The sequence below is a fragment of the Azospirillum sp. FG154 genome, assembly GCF_057809575.1.
On the sequence record NZ_JBMDKF010000031.1, the window covers coordinates 48,258 to 65,473 of the forward strand.

Sequence of the window (17,216 nt, forward strand, 5' to 3'; positions counted from 1 at the left end):
GGCAAAGGAAAGCCTTCGCAAAACCGTCACGCGATCCCGCGCCGATGATCGTTTTCGCCCCTTTCACGACGGCCCGGTTCGGGCTATGTCAGGGGCATGAATCCGCTCGTTCGCCTGCTGACGGAGGCCGGCCCGCTCGCCGCCTTCTTCATCGCCAATTCCCAAGCCGGCATCATGACCGGCACCGCCGTCTTCATGGTCGCGATCACCATCGCGCTGACCGTCTCCTGGCGTCTGGAGCGCCGGGTGCCGATCATGCCGGTGGTCGGCGCGGGATTCGTGCTGATTTTCGGCGGGCTGACCCTGTGGCTGCAAAATGATCTGTTCATCAAGATCAAGCCGACGCTGGTCAATCTGCTGTTCGCCGCCGTGCTGTTCATCGCCCACGTCACCCGCCGCAACGTGATGAAGCGACTGCTTGGCACGGTGCTGGCTCTGAGCGATCAGGGCTGGCGGACCTTGAGCGTCCGCTGGGCGTGGTTCTTCCTGCTGCTGGCCGTGGTGAACGAGGTCGTCTGGCGCAGCATGGACACCGACGCCTGGGTGAATTTCAAGGTGTTCGGCATCATGCCGCTGACCTTGCTGTTCAGCGCGCTGCAAACCCCGCTCATCATGCGCCATCAAATCCCGGAAACCGCTGCGGAGACCGCCACGGAATCGGCGCCGAACGGCCCGTCTCCCTGACCTCCCCCTTGTCGGCGGAGGCGCGCCCCCTCACATCCGGGGCGTGTCTTCGCCGCACACCCACCACAGACCGCTCGACCACAGAGGTTTCACGCTCATGGGCAGTTTCAGCATCTGGCATTGGATCATCGTTCTGCTGATCGTCCTCCTCCTGTTCGGCGCGGGCAAACTGCCCGCCGTGATGGGCGACATCGCCAAGGGCGTGAAGGCCTTCAAGGCTGGCATGAAGGACGAGGAGGACGCCGCCGCCTCGCCGCCCGCCACCACCAGCCATGCGGCGGCCCCCGCGCAACCGCAGGCCCAGCCGCCGGTTCAACCGCAGCCGGCAGCCGCGCCCGCCGATCCGGCGAAGCCGCACCAGGGCTGAGGTCCCGTCTTTCTCACGGGCTGCGACCGCATAGCGGTTTGATCGCCCGAGGAAATACGATAGAAAGATGGGGCTGTCCCGCAGCTTGCGTTTGCGCAAGACTGGGGACAGCCCCTGTTCCTTTCGGGATGCGTTGCTCGCCGTGACGTTCAAAGATCAAATGAAGGCCGCCGGCAAGTCCTCGGACGCGCCCACCCCGGAGAGCGAGGACATCGCCAAGCTGCTCCGCGCGCTGAACGACGACTTGAAGGCCGATCCCATCGACGACGTCGCCGATCTTGAGGACGATGACGAGGAGCCGAAGGCCGCCTCCGGCGGGCTGCCATTGGGCAAAATCGCCGCCGCTTTGATCGCCGCCGCTGGAATTGGGTTCGCCGTGGTGATGCTGGATCCGGGCGGCAGCCCGCCCGGCGATCCGTCCGCGACCACCTCCTTGGTTCCGCCCGCCCCGGCCATCACCCGCGCGCCCGCCGCCAACACGGCCAACCCCGCCCCGGAATCGCTGATCGCCCGCGCGCCCGTCGCCTCGGCCCTTCCCGTCCCGCCGCCCGCCGCGCCGCCGCCGACGCCGCCCGCCGGGGCCGCGCCAATGGCCCCGCCGCCCGCGCTGAAGGCGCCCGAACCACCCGCTTTGCCGCCGACCGCCGCCCCGGCCTCCGCCGCAAGACCCGCGCCGGTCGCCAAACCGGCGGAACCGCCACACGCCGCCCCGCCCGCGCCCACGCCAGCCTCCCAAGTCGCCGCCGCCCAAGCCGCCGCCGCGCCAACGCCAGCGGAGGCGCCCGCGCCCAAGGCGGCTGAGGCGCCTCCCGCCAAGCCCGCCGAACCGCCCGCCCCAAAGGCGGCGGAGACCGGCGCCTTGCAAGCCATGCTGGCCCCGCCCAAAGACCCGCGTGAGGTCGCCAAACGCCCGCCGCCCCCCGCCAAACCGGCGGAGACCAAGGCCGCAGACGCAAAGCCGACCGTCAAGACGCCGCCCCAACCGGCGGCCCCGCCCCCGTCCGGCGACGCGGTCCCGAACGGTCGCTATTCCGTGCAGGTCGGCTCCTATCAGGTCGCCGAAAACGCGGCGATTCAGGTGCAGAAGCTGAAGAAAGCCGGTTACGCCGCCTTTGGGCTGGAATGGACCGACAGCGCCAATAAGACGTGGCACGCGGTGCGCGTCGGCGGTTACGCCGACAAGGCCGCCGCCCAACAGGCCGCGAACGATCTGAAAGCCAAGATGGGCGTGCCCGCCTACCCGGTATCGGCGCGCTGAGAACAAAGCGGACGGTCGCCCGAATTTCACCGCCGACCGTCCGCGCCCGGTTGTCGCCGCTGCGGCATACTGTCATCCCCCTCGCGGTTTTTTTGCGGAAACCGCGCTTTTCCTTGGTGGTTTCACCCCCCTGACTTTGGTCGCCCCTCCCGGCGCGCCGCTTGATCCGTGCTTCTGCTTGCTCGTACCATGGACATTCCAGGGCGCACGCAAAACAGACAAGTCGGCACCAGACCGACGAGCCGGAGGAAGCCCCACCATGAAGCCGACCATCCTGGTCGTCGACGACGAGTCAAGCATCGTCCTGTCGCTCCAGGTCCTGCTGCAACGCGCCGGATTCGACGTACGCGTCGCCCGCAATGGGGAGGAAGCGATCCAGTCGGTCGAATCCTTCACCCCCGACTTGATTTTGCTCGACGTCATGATGCCCAAGCGCGACGGTTTCGACGTCTGCCAGACGTTGCGCGTCAACCCGGATTGGAAATCGCTGCCGATCATCATGCTGACGGCGAAAAGCCGCGACGTGGAGCGGCAAAAGGGCATGGCGTTGGGCGCCACCGACTTCATCACCAAGCCATTCTCGACCCGCGACCTTCTGGCCACCGTCCGCCGCCATCTGGGCGTCCCGGCGGAGTCCCCCCCGGAATCGGCGCTGGGGCGCGGTCGATGACCATGCCCAACGCCGACGCGTCGCCACGCGTCGCCCCGACCCATCCGGCGAACAGCCCGGCCCCGCGCCGGATGGTGCCGTTGATCTTCCGCGCCGTCGGCCTTGGGCTGGTCGCCTTGTCCATCGGGCTGGCCGTGGCCGTGCGCGATTCCGCCGCCGCCGACCCGCTGTTGACCTACGCCGTGGTGATGACCGGGGCGCTGGCCGCCGGGGTGTGGGGGCTGTGGCTGACGGTGGACCGCTTCCTGCTGCGCGCCGCCGAAACGCTGAGCCGCGAGGCCGGGCTGATCGCCCATGGCAACGCCGAAGGCGCGGTGGGCGGACGGGTGCCGCTGGCCCGTTACGGCGATCTCGTGCCCATCGCCCGCGCGGTCAACGAGCTGTCCGACAAGCTGGCCCTGGTCCGCCGCGACATCGCCCACACCGTCGCCGAATCGACGGCCAAGGCGGAGGAACAGAAAACCCGCCTCGCCGCCGTGCTGCGCGACCTGCACGAGGGCGTCATCGTCTGCAACACCAAACACCAAATCCTGCTCTACAACCAGACCGCCTTGGACATCCTGCATCTGACCGGCGATCTGGGGCTGGGCCGCTCCCTGCTGCATTTCGTGGTGGCGGAGCCGGTGACGCACACGCTGGAACGGCTGACCCTGCGCGTGCGCGAGGGGCGGCACGTCGATCACGAACACGGGACCACCGCGCAATTCATCGGCTCCACCACCGACGGGCGCATCCTGTTGGAAGGCCGGATGAGCGCCGTGTTGCAAGAGAACGACGACGCCGACGACGAGCCGCCGACCATCACCGGCTACGTCGTCACCCTGTCCGACGCCACCCGCGAGTTGGCGGCGTTGGGCCAACGCGACGCCCTGCTGCGCGAAGCGACGGAGGGATTCCGCGCGCCCATCGCCAATCTGCGCGCGGCGGTGGAAACGCTCTACGACAACCCCGATCTGGGGCCGGGCGACCGCGCGGCGTTTGAAAGCGCCATGATGGAGTCCACCGGCGCCCTGTCCCAGCGCCTGGAGCGCGTGACCGCCGCCTACCGCGACGTCGTCACCGGCAGTTGGCCGATGAGCGACATCCATTCCAACAACCTCATCAATCTGGTCCGCCACCGCGTCGGCGGCGAGGCGGCCACCATCGTCACCCTGACCGGCCTGCCGCAATGGGTGCATGGCGACAGCTACACGTTGGTCGTGCTGTTCGGTCATCTGATCGGATCGGTCCATGCCTTGACCGGAGCCACCGCCTTCGATCTGGCGGCCGAGGCCGGGGACCGCTGGGTCTATCTGGATCTGGTCTGGCGCGGCGCCACCGTGCCAAGCGCCACGCTGGACGATTGGCTCGACCAGCCGCTGCCCGGCGGCTTGGGCGGCTTGACCGTCGGCGACGTGCTGCAACACCACCGCAGCACCGTCTGGTGCGAGCCGGTGCCGGAGCGCGAGGGCTTCGTCCGCCTGCGCATGCCGTTGCCGCCCGCCCTGTCGCCCCCGTCGGCCCACACCCACATCAAGCCCAGCGCCCGCCCGGAATTCTTCGATTTCGGCCTGCTGCACCAGCCTCTGGCGACCAGCGAGTTGGGGCGGACGCCGCTCGACCGCCTGCATTACGTGGTGTTCGACACCGAAACCACCGGCCTGTCGCCCAGCACCGGCGACGAAATCATCCAGATCGCCGCCGTCCGCGTCGTTGGCGGGCGCATTCTGACCGGCGAGACCTTCAACACGCTGGTCAACCCGAAGCGGCCGATTCCCGCCGAATCGATCCCCTTCCACGGCGTCACCGACGCCATGGTCGCCGACAAGCCGACGGTGGACAAGGTGTTGCCCCAGTTCCGCGCCTTCGTCTCCGGCGCGGTCATGGTGGCGCACAACGCCGCCTTCGACCTGAAATTCCTGAAAATGAAGGAACGCGCCAGCGGCGTGGCTTTTGACGGGCCGGTGCTGGACACCATGCTGCTGTCGCGCATGCTGTTGGGCAACGATGGCGACCACACGCTGGACGGCATCGCCGAACGGCTGGGCATCGCCGTGGTGGACCGGCACACCGCGCTGGGCGACAGTCTGGTGACGGCGGCGGTGTTCCTGCGCATGGTCGAGATGCTGCGCGAACAGGGCGTGGCCACGCTGGACGACGCCATTCGCGGCGCGAACATCCTGGTCGAGCTGGCGGCCCGGGAGCGCGCCTTTTGACCCCCGCGCCGGAGGCCGCCAAGCCGCCGCGCCGCGACCGCATGGTCGGGCTGTTCCTGCTCGCCCTGTTCCTGTTCAACCCGCCGCTGCTCCGCCTGCTTGAGGGCGACGGCGCGCTGTTCGGTCTGCCGCCGCTCTACGCCTACATCCTGGCCGCGTGGGCGGCGGTCATCGCGCTGGCGGCGCTGGCGGCGGAACGGCGATGAACTCTTCGCGCCCGGGAGGTTGAGCGATGGCCTGGACCAGCGTCCTGTTCGTTTCGCTCGCCTACCTGTTGGCGCTGTTCGCCATCGCCCATTGGGCGGATCGGCGGGCGGCGGCGGGGCGCAGCGTCATCGCCTCGCCCACCATCTACGCCCTGTCGCTGGGGGTCTATTGCACGACCTGGACCTTTTACGGGTCGGTCGGTCGGGCGGCGTCGCTGGGCATCGGCTTTCTGCCGATCTATCTCGGCCCCACCCTGCTGATGCTGTTGGCGCCGCTGCCGCTGCGAAAAATCCTGCGGATCGCCAAAAGCCAACGCATCACCTCCATCGCCGATTTTCTGGGAAGCCGCTATGGCCGCAGTCCCCTGTTGGGCGGGCTGGTCGCGCTGACCGCCGTGGTCGGCGTCACCCCCTACATCGCCTTGCAATTGAAGGCGGTGGCGGTCAGCTTCGACGCGCTGACCGGAATCGGGACGGGAACCGGCGAGCATGCGCCCTTCCTCGACAACGGCTTTCTGATCGCCGCGACGATGGCGCTGTTCGCCATCGTCTTTGGCGCGCGCCAGATCGACGCCGCCGAGCATCACCCCGGCATGGTCGCCGCCGTCGCCTTTGAATCGTTGGTCAAGCTGGTGGCCTTTCTCGCCGTCGGCGGCTTCGTCGTCTGGGGCCTGCATGACGGGTTGACCGATCTGTTCCGCGCCGCCGCCGCCCGCCCCGACATCCAGCGCCTGTTTTCCGTTGAACTGGCGCTGGGCGGCGGGGCCTGGACCGCCAGCACGGCGCTCGCGGCGGCGGCGGTGCTGTGCCTGCCCCGGCAATTCCAGGTCATGGTGATCGAGAATGTCGACGAGCGGCACCTGAACCGCGCCCTGTGGCTGTTTCCACTCTACATGCTGCTCATCAACCTGTTCGTGCTGCCGGTGGCGGTGGCTGGGCTGCTGCGCTTCGGCGGCGCCACCGACCCGGACCTGTTCGTCCTGGCCCTGCCGATGGCGGGCGGGGCCGAAGGGTTGGCGCTGCTGGCCTTCCTCGGCGGGCTGTCCGCCGCCGCCGGCATGATCGTCGTCGAATCGGTCGCCCTGTCCACCATGGTGTGCAACGATCTGGTGATGCCCGCGCTGTTGCGTCTGCGTCATCCGGCGCTGGAACGCTCGACCGACCTGTCGCCGCTGCTGCTGGCCATCCGCCGGATCGCCATCGCCGCCATTCTGCTGCTTGGCTATGTCTATTTCCGGGTGGCGGGATCGGCCTACGCCCTGGTCTCCATCGGGTTGATTTCCTTCGCGGCGGTGGCGCAATTCGCCCCGGCGCTGATCGGCGGGCTGTATTGGAAGGGGGCCACCCGGCGCGGCGCGCTGGCCGGAGTCGCCGCCGGAACGCTGGTGTGGGCCTACACGTTGCTGCTGCCCAGCTTCGCCCGGTCGGGTTGGCTGCCCGCGTCCTTCATCGAGTTTGGCCCGTGGGGCGTGACCGCGCTGCGGCCCTACGCCCTGTTCGGGCTGGAGGGGTTCGATCCGCTGACTCACGCCCTGTTCTGGAGCGCGTTGGCGAACATCGGCCTGTATGTCGGCCTGTCCCTGTTCGACCGCCCCGATTCGGCGGAGCTGGCCCAGGCCGCCGCCTTTGTCGATGTGTTCGAGCGCGCCGATTCGGCGGACGCCATCGCCGATTGGCGCGGCGCCGTCCGCGTCAGCGACCTGTCCCGCGTCGTCGCCCGCTTTCTCGGGCCGCAACGGGCCGAACACGCCTTCGCCGGGGATGACCCGAACGCGTTGGCCGGGCCGAAGCGGTTGCGGCTGGCCGAACGGTTGTTGGCCGGAGCCATCGGCGGCGCGTCCGCCCGCGTCGCCTTGGCCTCCGTCGCGCCGGGCGGGGCGGTCGGCACAGCGGAATTGCTGCGGATGCTCGATGAAACCAGCCATGTCATCGCCCACAGCCGGGCGTTGGAACTCAAAACCGCCGAGTTGGAGCGCGCCACCGACGCGCTGCGCGCCGCCAACGAACGGTTGACCGCGCTGGACCGGCTGAAGGACGAGTTCCTGTCCACGGTGACGCACGAACTGCGCACGCCGCTGACCTCGATTCGCGCGCTCAGCGAGATTTTGCACGACGATCCCGGCATCGAGGCCGACCAACGCCGCGAGTTTTTGGCCATCGTCATCGCCGAAAGCGAGCGGCTGACCCGCCTCATCAACCAGGTCCTCGACATGGCGAAGATCGAAGCCGGGGAAATGGATTGGACCATCGGCCCGCTCGATCTGGCCACAGCCTTGGAGCAAGCCGCCGCCGCCGCCGCCGGGCTGCTCCAGGAACGCGGGGTGACGCTGGACACGGCGATTCCGCCTGATTTGCCGCCGGTGCGGGCCGATCAGGATCGGCTGGTTCAGGTCGTCGTCAATCTGCTGTCCAACGCGGCGAAATTCACGCCCCACGGCGGTCGGGTGACGCTGTCCGCCGAACGGCGGGACGATGTCCTGCGCGTCGCCGTCACCGACACCGGCCCCGGCCTGGCCCCGGAACACCACGAGGTCGTCTTCGACCGTTTCCGTCAGGTCGGCGATCCGATGATCGACAAACCCGCCGGAACCGGGCTGGGATTGGCCATCTGCAAACGCATCGTCGAACATCTGGGCGGCCGAATCGGCGTGGTCAGCGCCCCCGGCGCGGGCGCTTCCTTTTGGTTCACAGTGCCGCTGGCCGACGCTCAGGACTGACGCCTACAGGCAATCCAGACATGTCAATGTGCAAACACCCCACTCCACAGGCCGAAAACGCGTGTTAATATGGTCCCCACGTCATGCCGCGCGATGCTGTTGGAAGGGATAAGTCTTGCGGTTTTTCGGCCTTGACCGACATTCGGCGCTCACAACCCCAACAGGGCAAAGCGGCTCAACTCTTCCCGTCGGCGCAATCCGCGCTTATGGTGTCGCCAACGGTTCCGGCTTCGGACGGCGAACGGCACGGGGAGATCGCGCTCTGTCGGCTGGCCGCCTTCGGGGAATGGTCCCGCAAAAACGATTCGCTGATTCAGCGGGTTGGCGTTAGGGAAGCGGGATGGGCAAGATTCTGGTGGTTGATGACGAGCGGGATGTCGAGGCGCTGATTATGCAGCGCTTCCGCCGCGCCGTCCGTGCGGGAGAGCTGGAGTTCCTGTTCGCCCACAATGGGCAGGAAGCCTTGGCGACGTTGCGCGCCGAACCCGACATCGACATGGTGTTGAGCGACATCAACATGCCGGGCATGGACGGCCTGACCCTGCTGGACCATCTGCCCCAGGTGAACGCCGACATCCGGGCGGTGATGGTCTCGGCCTATGGCGATCTGGGCAACGTGCGCGCGGCGATGAATCGCGGCGCCTTTGACTTCATCATCAAGCCCATTGATTTCGCCGACCTCGAAGCCACCATCCACAAGACGCTGGAGGCCTGCAAGACCGTGCGCAAACTGCGCGACGCCTTGCAGGAAACACGCACGGCGGAAGCCGCGTCGCGCGCGCAAGCCGCAAGACTGCGCCGTGTTCTCGACACCAGCCCGATCGGCGTGTCGATCCTGACCGAAACCGGGGAGCTTCTCTACTGCAACCAGCGCTGCGTCGAACTGTTCGGCGCCACGCCGGACACCATGCGCCAACGCGGCGCGGACGCCCTGTTCCGCCATGTCGAGGACCGCGACCGCCCAGCCAGTCGGACCCGCAGCGGCGAAACGATCCGCAACGACGAAATTCATTTCGTCCGCGACGACGGCCGCACGGTTTGGATGATTATGTCCTTCGACCACACCGTTTATGAAGGACACGCGGTTTACATCGTCTGGCTCTACGACATCACCGAACGCAAGGTCCAGGCCGAGGCGCTGCGCAGCGCCAAAGACGCTGCGGAGAAGGCGTTGAGCGATCTGGAGCGTATGCAGAGCGATCTGATCCGCGCCGAAAAAATGGCCGTGATCGGGGAACTGATCGCCGCCGTGGCGCACGAGATCAACACGCCGGTCGGCATCGCGCTGACCGCCGCCACCCATCTGCAAAATGTTTCCGACGCGATCATCCTGACCTTCAATGGCGGGCAACTCCGCAAAAGCGATTTTCAGGAGTATGTCGGCACCGCCAGCGAGGTGTCGGGCCTGCTGGTGTCCAACATCGAACGCGCGGCGGCCCTGGTGCAAAGCCTGAAGCTGGTGACGGAGGGCAAGGCCTCGTCGCCGCGCAGCCGCTTCGATCTGCGCGAATATCTGGCCGACATCATCCTGGCGGTGCGCGTTCAACCCGCCGCCATCGGTCATGATTTGCGCCTGGAATGCCCCGACGGTCTGGTTCTCGACACCTACCCCGGCGCGCTGACCGAGGTGTTGATCGCCCTGCTGACCAACGCCTTCGCCCACGCCTTCGACGGCAATTCAAGCGACCCTTCGGGCGGCCAAGTGACCGTGACCGCCCGCCTGTTGAGCGATGAACGGGTGGAGTTGCGGGTGTCCGACAATGGACGCGGCATTCCGACGGAAATTCTGCCACGCTTGTTCCAACCCTTCGCCACGACCCGGCGCGGCGCGGGCAGCATGGGGTTGGGGTTGTACGCCGTCTTCAATCTGGTGACGGGCAAGCTCGCCGGGGAAATCAACATCGACAGCGCGTCTGACTGCGGAACGTCCGTCATCCTCCGCCTGCCGCTCGACGCGCCGTAACCAAGCCTTCTCCCAGCCATTTTTCCCGCTTCCACAAGCGCGCGTCGCCGTCCTGATTGCATCGCCGTCGTCCCTGCACAACAATGACCGGACACAAACGGCATCGGGACACAGCACGGCCATGAACGCTCCTGACCACAGCGGCGAGCACCTTCTGGACGGCACCATCGATCCCCCCGTCACGGTGGCGGGCACGCTCGACAGCGCCCGACTTTACCGCGAACAGGTCATGTCGATGATGCCCGGCCTGCTGGTCCATCGCGGCGAGCACATCCTCCATTGCAACGAGGGACTGGCCCATCTGCTGGGCTATCTGGCCCCCGACGATGTTCTGGTTCTGCCCAGCGTGATGCGGCTTGTCCCCGAAGACGCCCTCTTCTCCGAACGTCAGGCCTATGACCAATGCCTGTCCGGCCTGACCCGCGCCGACGTTCGACGCACCAAGCGGCGGCGCGCCGACAACAGCGTCCAGTGGTTCGATCAGGTGCTGGAACCGATCGATTGGGGCGGGGAACCAGCGGTGATGGAAATGCTGGCCCAAGTGCGCCCGCACATTGGCTTCACCGAATTGCCGCATCAATGGCAACGGCTCCAGGCCGCCATCGACGCGATGCCGAACGGCGTTCTGATGCTCGACCGTGAAGGCCGGATGGAAGGGTTGAACAGCGAGTTGCTGCGTCTGTGGGACTACCCCCCCGGCCTGTTCCCACCCGGCACGCCGATGGACGTCATGCTGCGCTACAACCACCAGCGCGGCGATTACGGCGATTGCTCCGAGGACGACAAAATCTCGGAAATTCGCAAGTTGTTCCAGGTCAAGGGCGTCATCAATTCAGAGCGCCGGGTTCCCAGCGGGCGCATTTTGGACATCCGCACCGCGCCGCGCGCCGATGGCGGCATCGTCGTCACCCATGTTGACATCACCGAACGCAAACGAATCGAAGACGAGCTGCGCGACGCCAAGGAGCGCACCGAATCCATTCTGGAAGAGTTGCGCGACACGCAGCAGCAACTGATCGTTCAGGAAAAAATGGCCTCCCTGGGTCAGCTCACCGCCGGGATCGCCCATGAACTGAAAAACCCCCTGAACTTCGTCAACAATTTCGCCGAACTGACCAGCGAGTTGCTGGATGAGTTGCTGAATCTTCTCGGCCCGTTGGACAATCGACTCGACCAGGACGGACAGGCGGAGGCCAAGGATCTGGTGTCGAGTCTGCACAGCAACCTGCGCAAGATCGCCGACCATGGCCGCCGCGCCGACAACATCGTCAAAAGCATGCTGGCCCATTCACGCGGCGGCGGCGGCGAATGGCAGCGCACCGACGTCAACCCGCTGGTTGAAGAGGCTCTGGCCCTGTCTTATCACGCGGTGCGCGCCCAAGACCGGGAGTTCAACACCAGTTTTATCCGCCATTACGATCCAAACGTCGGCGAGGTGAAAATCGTCCCTCCCGACATTTCCCGCGTTCTGGTCAATTTGTTCACCAATTCTTTCTATGCGGTGCGCAAACGTCAGCGGACTGAAACAGACGTCAACTATCACCCCACACTCACCATATCGACGTTTGATTGCGGCGATAAAATAGAAATTCGCGTTCGTGATAATGGCGTTGGAATGTCACAGGCGGTAATTGCGAAACTCTTCACGCCATTCTTCACAACAAAGCCAACAGGCGAAGGAACAGGCTTAGGACTTTCACTCAGCTATGACATCGTGGTACATCAACATAGAGGTCGGTTTGACGTCACCAGCGTTGAGAACGACCACGCAGAGTTCACGATCACGCTGCCACGCGCCATTCCGGCGGTGTCGCTAGGGGAGCGCCGCAAGCCATGACCCTGGGTATTCTTGTCGTTGACGATGAACCCGACATCGAAGATTTGTTTCGGCAACGTTTCCGTGCGGAGCTGCGCAGCGGACAGGTGGCCTTCCATTTCGCCACATCCGCTGAGCAGGCGTTGGAAGCCTTGGACGTCGGCCTGACCCCGGAAACCTTCCTGGTGCTCAGCGACATCAACATGCCCGGCATGAGCGGGCTGGATTTGCTCCAACGGCTGCGCGCGCAGACGCCGGACGTTCCGGTCATCATGGTCACGGCCTATGGCGACGTTGAAAACCGCCGCCGCGCGCTCGACAACGGCGCCACCAATCTGGTGACGAAGCCGGTGGATTTCACCGAATTGAAAAAGCTGGTGAACTCGATCATCGCCGACAAGCAGGCCGCGTAACCGGAGAGCGCCCTTTCCCTGCCGGAAAAGGGCGCCCCATCGTCACGCCCCGCACACCGCCGCCAGATCGGTCAAGGCGATCGACGCGCTCGGCGCGCAAGACGGGCATTCAGGATCGACCGGCACGGCGATCTCGTTGAACTCGCCGCGCAGACCATCATACAGCAGCAGACGCCCGGCCAGCGGTTCGCCCAGCCCCAGCAGCAGCTTGATCGTTTCCGCCGCCATGATCGTGCCGATCACGCCCGGCAACACACCCAACACGCCCGCTTCCGCGCAGGATGGCGCGTATTCCGCCGGGGGCGGTTCGGGGAACAGGCAGCGGTAGCACGGGCGGGCGCCCGGCGTCGCGCCGCCGAACACCGACACCTGCCCCTCAAAGCGAAAAATCGCCCCATAGACGTTGGGAACGCCCAGCTTCACGCAGGCGTCGTTGACCAGATAGCGCGTCGGCAGATTGTCCGACCCATCCACCACCACGTCGTGACCGCCCAGCAAATCGAGGACATTGCCAGCCTCCAGCCGGGCGTCATGCGCCACCACCTCGATGGTCGGGTTGAGGTCGAGCAGAGCCGCCCGCCCGCTGTCCACCTTGCGCTGGCCCAGACGGCTTTCGGCGTGCAGGATCTGCCGTTGCAGGTTGCTGCGCTCCACCGTGTCGTCGTCGATCAGCGTCAGACGACCAACCCCGGCGGCGGCCAAATACAAGGCGATGGGCGACCCCAGCCCGCCGGCGCCAATCAGGGCGACGCGGCTGCGCAACAGGCGATGCTGACCGGCTTCACCAACCTCAGGCATCGTCAAATGGCGGCGGTAGCGCTCGCGCTGGGCCGCGTCGAGTTGCGGCGGCGTCTCCACCGGCAGGCCCGCCGCCTTCCAGGCGGAAAAGCCTCCGGCGAGCGAGCGGACATCCTCATAACCCAACCGCGTCAAATCCTCCGCCGCGAACAGCGACCGCGCGCCACCGGCGCACATCAGCACCAAGGTGCGGCTGGCGTCGGGCGCCTTTTCCTCGATCCGCAATTCCAGGAAGCCGCGCGGCAGGCGAACCGCCGCCACCGGACTGCCCGTCGCCGTCTCCTCATCCTCGCGGACGTCGATCAGCAGGGCGCCCGCCCGCTGCAAGGCCAGAGCCTCGACCGGGCCAACCTCTGGAACACGGGCGCGCAACTCCGCAAGCCGCCGATCCTTCAAGCTCATGCAACCCTCCTCACGGGCCAATGGACCGCGTCGCCGTCACCCGATCAACCTCACCCGATCAACCGCCCGCCAGAGCGACCATCACCGTCAAGGTGGCTCCCGCCGGCAGCGGCGCGTCCAGCCCGCCCAAACGGCGCACATCCTCCCGCCCGAGATAGACGTTGACGAAGCGGCGCAAATCGCCCTCCGCCGTGAACAGCCGGTCCTGGAACGTCGCTTGCCCAGCGGTCAGCGCCGACAAGGCTTCGCGCACGGTCGCGCCCGGCACGGCCACCTGGTCGCGCCCGCCGACAAAGCCGCGCAGCGGCGTCGGAATGCGGATCGTCACGTCACTCATGCCTCGACCTCCTCCTTGCTCAACGCCGCTTCGGCTTCCTTGGCCAATTGGCGGAACAGATCACGGACCTGCTTGGCGCGCATCAAATCAATGCGCAGATCATGACCGTCCTTAAAGCCATACTCCTGCGCCCAAATTTCGGCCGGGGCGTCGATCCGGCATTCGGTGTTGGCCAGATGATCGGCCAGCAGATCCTCCAGCGCGCCCGGCGGCTGGCGGCTGGCGTCGCCGAAATGCAACTGCGTCACCCGGTCGATCAAGGCCGCCTCGCGGGCGGTTTGCTCATACAAACCGCGCAAGCGCAACTCGTTCAACACGGGCTTGGTCGTGCGGGCGAGGTAGCGGCGGGACACCAACCAACGCCGCATCGCCCGTTCAACCGCCAACTCCGCAATCAGCGCCGAAAATTCCGGGTCGCTCAGATCGTTGCGGCGACACCAGTCGGCCAGCCCAGCCGGGTCGACAATCCCGCGCGAGGCGCAGAAACGCTGCACCTCTTCGGTGATCTCCGCCGGTCCGGCGGCGACGCCGACGACGTCGGCCAGTTGCGCGATCAACAGCCGCCCCAGGGCCGCCGCGTTGATCTCGGCGAAATCGGGGCGGTGCAAGGCGGCGTGGCTGGCGATTTCCGACAAGGGCACGCTGTGTTCGCCATGGGCGACGCGCCGATCCCGCTCGTACAGCACCTCAAAATAATGCGACGCGTTGAAGGTGAAGGGCGCCGGGCGCGGCGCCTGCTCCAACCCACGCAAATGGGCGAGCAGCCCCTCGGCGTCCAGCCGCTTCTGGTCCACCGATCCGCTGGCCAGGAAGTCGTCCAGCCGCGCCGCCTCGTCAACCGTCAAACCGGCGTCGGCCCAAATGCGGTCCCGGGTGCGTTCCGGGAAAAAGCGCGCCTTGGCCGCCGCCAGCAACCGCTCGTGCAGCGCCGCGTCGATCACCCCGGCGGCCTTCGCCGCCGCCAGACTGGCGCGCAGATTGACCAGCGGCTCCGACAGCGGGAAATAACCGTCTTCCGCCCCGGCGTGGGCCAGCGCCACCTCGTCATCCCCCGTCAAGCGGCCCTCGACATAGTCGCGCGCCACGACGCCGAAACCGATCATGCCAAAGGGCAAGCATTCCGCCGCCCGCAGCGCGCCCATGCTGGACGCGCCATACACCGCGACGCCGCTGTGGAGCGCGAAGAGGATTTCCTTGTGCCACACCGACAGGGATTGCCCGAACACCCCGTCGATCAGCGCGATCACGTCGGGCCGGTGGATCGTCATGGCGCTGAGCAGATCGGCCTGCGAGGCGGGCGGCAGATAGACCGCGTCCGGCAAAATCGCCCGCGCGTCCTCGACCGGCATGGTCGGTCCAAGAAAGACGCAAATCTTCATGACGCGGCTCCCGCCTGGGTCGCGGCGTGGGTGGCGAGCGCGTTGGCGAACGCCACCGGACGGGCGCCCGGCGTGTAGAAGTCGAAACCGTAGCCTTCCAGGCCAGGGACCACAACGCGGACCACGGGGATGCCCATCTCCTCCTGCGTCAGGTCAAACACCAGAACCTGCTCCACCCCGCCCCGCCGCAACGCCGCCAGCAGCCGGTTTATGTCGCCCTCGAAGGTCGGGGTCGATTGGTTGGTGAAGCGCCGGGCGTCCGCCGTCGCCGGTTGGCTTTCCATCGCCGCCACCTCCGCCGAACCGTCGGCGTTCTGGTTGCGTTGCAGATCGCGGCGAAAGAAATCGTCGCGCGATCCGGCGATCAGCACCAGACGCGACTGCACCGATTCGGTCAGCGCCCGCGACATCGCCACCGCTGGCTCCAGATGCGTGCCATAGCCCCGGTGCATGCCGCTTTTGCGCACATCGCGGTCATAAACGATGGAGAGGTAGGTGGGAACGCCCATGTCGGCGGTCAGGTCGAACAGCAACGGGCAAATGCCAGCCTCGTCAAAGCGGCGCAGCAGGTCCTGCACCACCGGGCTGTCCACCGTGCTCAAATCCACGCGCGGCGTCGGCCAGCCCAGCGCCTGGGCGGCGTAGCGCCAACAGGCGGCGGAGTCGCGCTCGATCACTTCATAGAGCGCCGAGGCGATGGCCTCCAAAACATGGTTGCCGCTGGCCAGCCCGTTGGTTCCCATGGCGTAGAAACTGCGCACCCCCGGTCGCGCCACCGGATTGCCGAGCAGCGCCACCGACGCCCACGGCGCCGCCACCACCCGGTTGTTCATGAGATCCCAGCCCCACGCCCAGAATTCGGGGCGGTCGGCGCGGAAGGAGCCGTTCTTGGTGCCGGGCAAACGCTCCACCGGGATTCGCGCGTCGGCGGGCAGATCGTTCCAACTCGCCTCGACATAAGGCAGGCGGATGGTTTCCGCATGGTGGAACTCAATGGCCTCCATCGCGGCGGACACCGTGGCGGCGGCCAAACTGAAGCCCTTCCCCGCGCTGCCGGACAGCGTCGGGCTGTTGGGACGGTGCCCCAACACGGTGTGAATCCCCAGCCGGTCCAGGCCGGTCACGTCGGCCAGCCGGGTGATGCCGCAGCGGCCCAAATGGGGCGCGATGCGGGCAAGCGTCTCTTCCGGCGTCGCCGTGCGGTGGGTGCCCAGAAAAAAGCGCTTGGCGGCGCGGTGAACGGCATCGCCCAACCGGATCCCCGGCTCGGCTTGCGGCGACGGTGGGCTGTCGGTCATCGGGTAAGGCAGGATCAACGACTCCGGTCGGTCGGGGATGGGGACGCGACGCCCCGTCACGAGTCATGGCGTTGGCGGACACGACGAACGGAACAGATTGTGAGACAAGCCATATCCGCAACACCCTGTCTTATCAGGCGGTCTGAAAAACCTCAAACAGCGCCAGAGCGTTCGGACGGATGTGAGCGAGGGCGCGGCGCCCCGCCGGATTGAACCGCCAGTTCTGGAGCCAACCCGACGGAGCGCCGCGAACACCGTCAATCGGCCTTCGTCGGATCGACCGCGTCAGTCGGCGCAGCGCCCGCGTCCGGCGCCGGAGTCGCCGCCGCGATGCTTCCGCCCGCGATGGCTCCAGCCGCAATGGCACCGGAAGCGATGGCGCCAGCCGCAATCGCGCCGCTCGCGATCTGACCAGCCGCAATCGATCCAGCGGCAATCGCGCCGCCCGCGATTGAACCGGCGGCGATCATGCCACTGGCGATCTGGCCTGCCGCAATCGATCCAGCGGCAATCGGACCGCCAGCAGGCTGACCCGCCGCAATCGTGCCACCGGCGATCTGGCCCGCCGCAATCGATCCAGCGGCAATCGGACCGCCAGCAGGCTGACCCGCCGCAATCGTGCCACCGGCGATCTGGCCCGCCGCAATCGATCCAGCGGCAATCGGACCGCCAGCAGGCTGACCCGCCGCAATCGTGCCACCGGCGATCTGGCC

At 66.8% G+C, this 17,216-nt stretch carries 15 protein-coding genes; 10 read left to right on the forward strand and 5 right to left on the reverse strand.

The features are described 5' to 3' along the window. Positions 1–96 precede the first annotated feature (96 nt). From ACODS4_RS24785 to ACODS4_RS24830, 10 genes are all read left to right on the forward strand, one after another. Positions 97–684: a septation protein A gene (locus ACODS4_RS24785; RefSeq protein WP_488868342.1), complete on the forward strand. Its 588-nt coding sequence runs from the start codon at positions 97–99 to the stop codon at positions 682–684. Positions 685–781: 97 nt separating this feature from the next. Beyond that, entirely contained in the window at positions 782–1,051 is a 270-nt protein-coding gene (locus ACODS4_RS24790; RefSeq protein WP_488868343.1) for a twin-arginine translocase TatA/TatE family subunit, read from the forward strand. A gap of 142 nt (positions 1,052–1,193) precedes the next feature. Beyond that, a complete protein-coding gene (locus ACODS4_RS24795; RefSeq protein WP_488868344.1) occupies positions 1,194–2,309 on the forward strand; it encodes an SPOR domain-containing protein in 1,116 nt (371 codons plus the stop codon). 259 nt (positions 2,310–2,568) lie between these two features. Then, positions 2,569–2,979: a response regulator transcription factor gene (locus tag ACODS4_RS24800; protein WP_488868345.1), complete on the forward strand. Its 411-nt coding sequence runs from the start codon at positions 2,569–2,571 to the stop codon at positions 2,977–2,979. Continuing rightward, a complete protein-coding gene (locus ACODS4_RS24805) occupies positions 2,976–5,174 on the forward strand; it encodes a 3'-5' exonuclease (RefSeq protein ID WP_488868346.1) in 2,199 nt (732 codons plus the stop codon). The genes ACODS4_RS24800 and ACODS4_RS24805 overlap by 4 nt, the downstream gene beginning before the upstream one ends. Then, positions 5,171–5,380 carry a hypothetical protein gene (locus ACODS4_RS24810; RefSeq protein WP_488868347.1) on the forward strand — a complete coding sequence of 70 codons (210 nt, stop codon included), beginning with the start codon at positions 5,171–5,173 and terminating at the stop codon, positions 5,378–5,380. Before ACODS4_RS24805 ends, ACODS4_RS24810 begins: the two co-directional genes overlap by 4 nt. 26 nt (positions 5,381–5,406) lie before the next feature. Beyond that, positions 5,407–8,097: an ATP-binding protein gene (locus tag ACODS4_RS24815; RefSeq protein ID WP_488868348.1), complete on the forward strand. Its 2,691-nt coding sequence runs from the start codon at positions 5,407–5,409 to the stop codon at positions 8,095–8,097. A gap of 340 nt (positions 8,098–8,437) precedes the next feature. Continuing rightward, on the forward strand, positions 8,438–10,060 hold the full coding sequence (locus ACODS4_RS24820; protein ID WP_488868349.1) for a sensor histidine kinase: 1,623 nt from the start codon (positions 8,438–8,440) through the stop codon (positions 10,058–10,060). A 121-nt stretch (positions 10,061–10,181) separates the two neighbouring features. After that, complete coding sequence (locus ACODS4_RS24825; protein WP_488868350.1) at positions 10,182–11,897, forward strand: PAS-domain containing protein; 1,716 nt, start codon at positions 10,182–10,184, stop codon at positions 11,895–11,897. Continuing rightward, positions 11,894–12,289 carry a response regulator gene (locus tag ACODS4_RS24830; RefSeq protein WP_488868351.1) on the forward strand — a complete coding sequence of 132 codons (396 nt, stop codon included), beginning with the start codon at positions 11,894–11,896 and terminating at the stop codon, positions 12,287–12,289. Before ACODS4_RS24825 ends, ACODS4_RS24830 begins: the two co-directional genes overlap by 4 nt. A gap of 42 nt (positions 12,290–12,331) precedes the next feature. Here the strand turns inward: ACODS4_RS24830 and moeB are convergent, their stop codons facing one another. From moeB to ACODS4_RS24855, 5 genes are all read right to left on the reverse strand, one after another. After that, a complete protein-coding gene (gene moeB, locus ACODS4_RS24835; protein WP_488868352.1) occupies positions 12,332–13,489 on the reverse strand; it encodes a molybdopterin-synthase adenylyltransferase MoeB in 1,158 nt (385 codons plus the stop codon). A 58-nt stretch (positions 13,490–13,547) separates the two neighbouring features. After that, positions 13,548–13,826: a MoaD/ThiS family protein gene (locus ACODS4_RS24840; RefSeq protein WP_119830043.1), complete on the reverse strand. Its 279-nt coding sequence runs from the start codon at positions 13,824–13,826 to the stop codon at positions 13,548–13,550. Continuing rightward, positions 13,823–15,205: a TfuA-like protein gene (locus ACODS4_RS24845; RefSeq protein WP_488868353.1), complete on the reverse strand. Its 1,383-nt coding sequence runs from the start codon at positions 15,203–15,205 to the stop codon at positions 13,823–13,825. Before ACODS4_RS24845 ends, ACODS4_RS24840 begins: the two co-directional genes overlap by 4 nt. After that, positions 15,202–16,563, reverse strand: coding sequence for a YcaO-like family protein (locus ACODS4_RS24850; RefSeq protein ID WP_488868354.1), 1,362 nt, complete (start codon positions 16,561–16,563; stop codon positions 15,202–15,204). The genes ACODS4_RS24845 and ACODS4_RS24850 overlap by 4 nt, the downstream gene beginning before the upstream one ends. A gap of 197 nt (positions 16,564–16,760) precedes the next feature. Further along, positions 16,761–17,216 (reverse strand): hypothetical protein (locus ACODS4_RS24855; RefSeq protein WP_488868355.1); only part of this gene is annotated, 456 nt, incomplete at its 5' end.

Coding starts and splice junctions, on each gene's coding strand:
- ACODS4_RS24825 (WP_488868350.1), top strand. CDS start 10,182: ATGAACGCTCCTGACCACAGCGGCGAGCACCTTCTGGACGGCACCATC.
- ACODS4_RS24800 (WP_488868345.1), top strand. CDS start 2,569: ATGAAGCCGACCATCCTGGTCGTCGACGACGAGTCAAGCATCGTCCTG.
- ACODS4_RS24840 (WP_119830043.1), bottom strand. CDS start 13,826: ATGAGTGACGTGACGATCCGCATTCCGACGCCGCTGCGCGGCTTTGTC.
- ACODS4_RS24815 (WP_488868348.1), top strand. CDS start 5,407: ATGGCCTGGACCAGCGTCCTGTTCGTTTCGCTCGCCTACCTGTTGGCG.
- ACODS4_RS24830 (WP_488868351.1), top strand. CDS start 11,894: ATGACCCTGGGTATTCTTGTCGTTGACGATGAACCCGACATCGAAGAT.
- ACODS4_RS24785 (WP_488868342.1), top strand. CDS start 97: ATGAATCCGCTCGTTCGCCTGCTGACGGAGGCCGGCCCGCTCGCCGCC.
- moeB (WP_488868352.1), bottom strand. CDS start 13,489: ATGAGCTTGAAGGATCGGCGGCTTGCGGAGTTGCGCGCCCGTGTTCCA.
- ACODS4_RS24845 (WP_488868353.1), bottom strand. CDS start 15,205: ATGAAGATTTGCGTCTTTCTTGGACCGACCATGCCGGTCGAGGACGCG.
- ACODS4_RS24820 (WP_488868349.1), top strand. CDS start 8,438: ATGGGCAAGATTCTGGTGGTTGATGACGAGCGGGATGTCGAGGCGCTG.
- ACODS4_RS24790 (WP_488868343.1), top strand. CDS start 782: ATGGGCAGTTTCAGCATCTGGCATTGGATCATCGTTCTGCTGATCGTC.
- ACODS4_RS24805 (WP_488868346.1), top strand. CDS start 2,976: ATGACCATGCCCAACGCCGACGCGTCGCCACGCGTCGCCCCGACCCAT.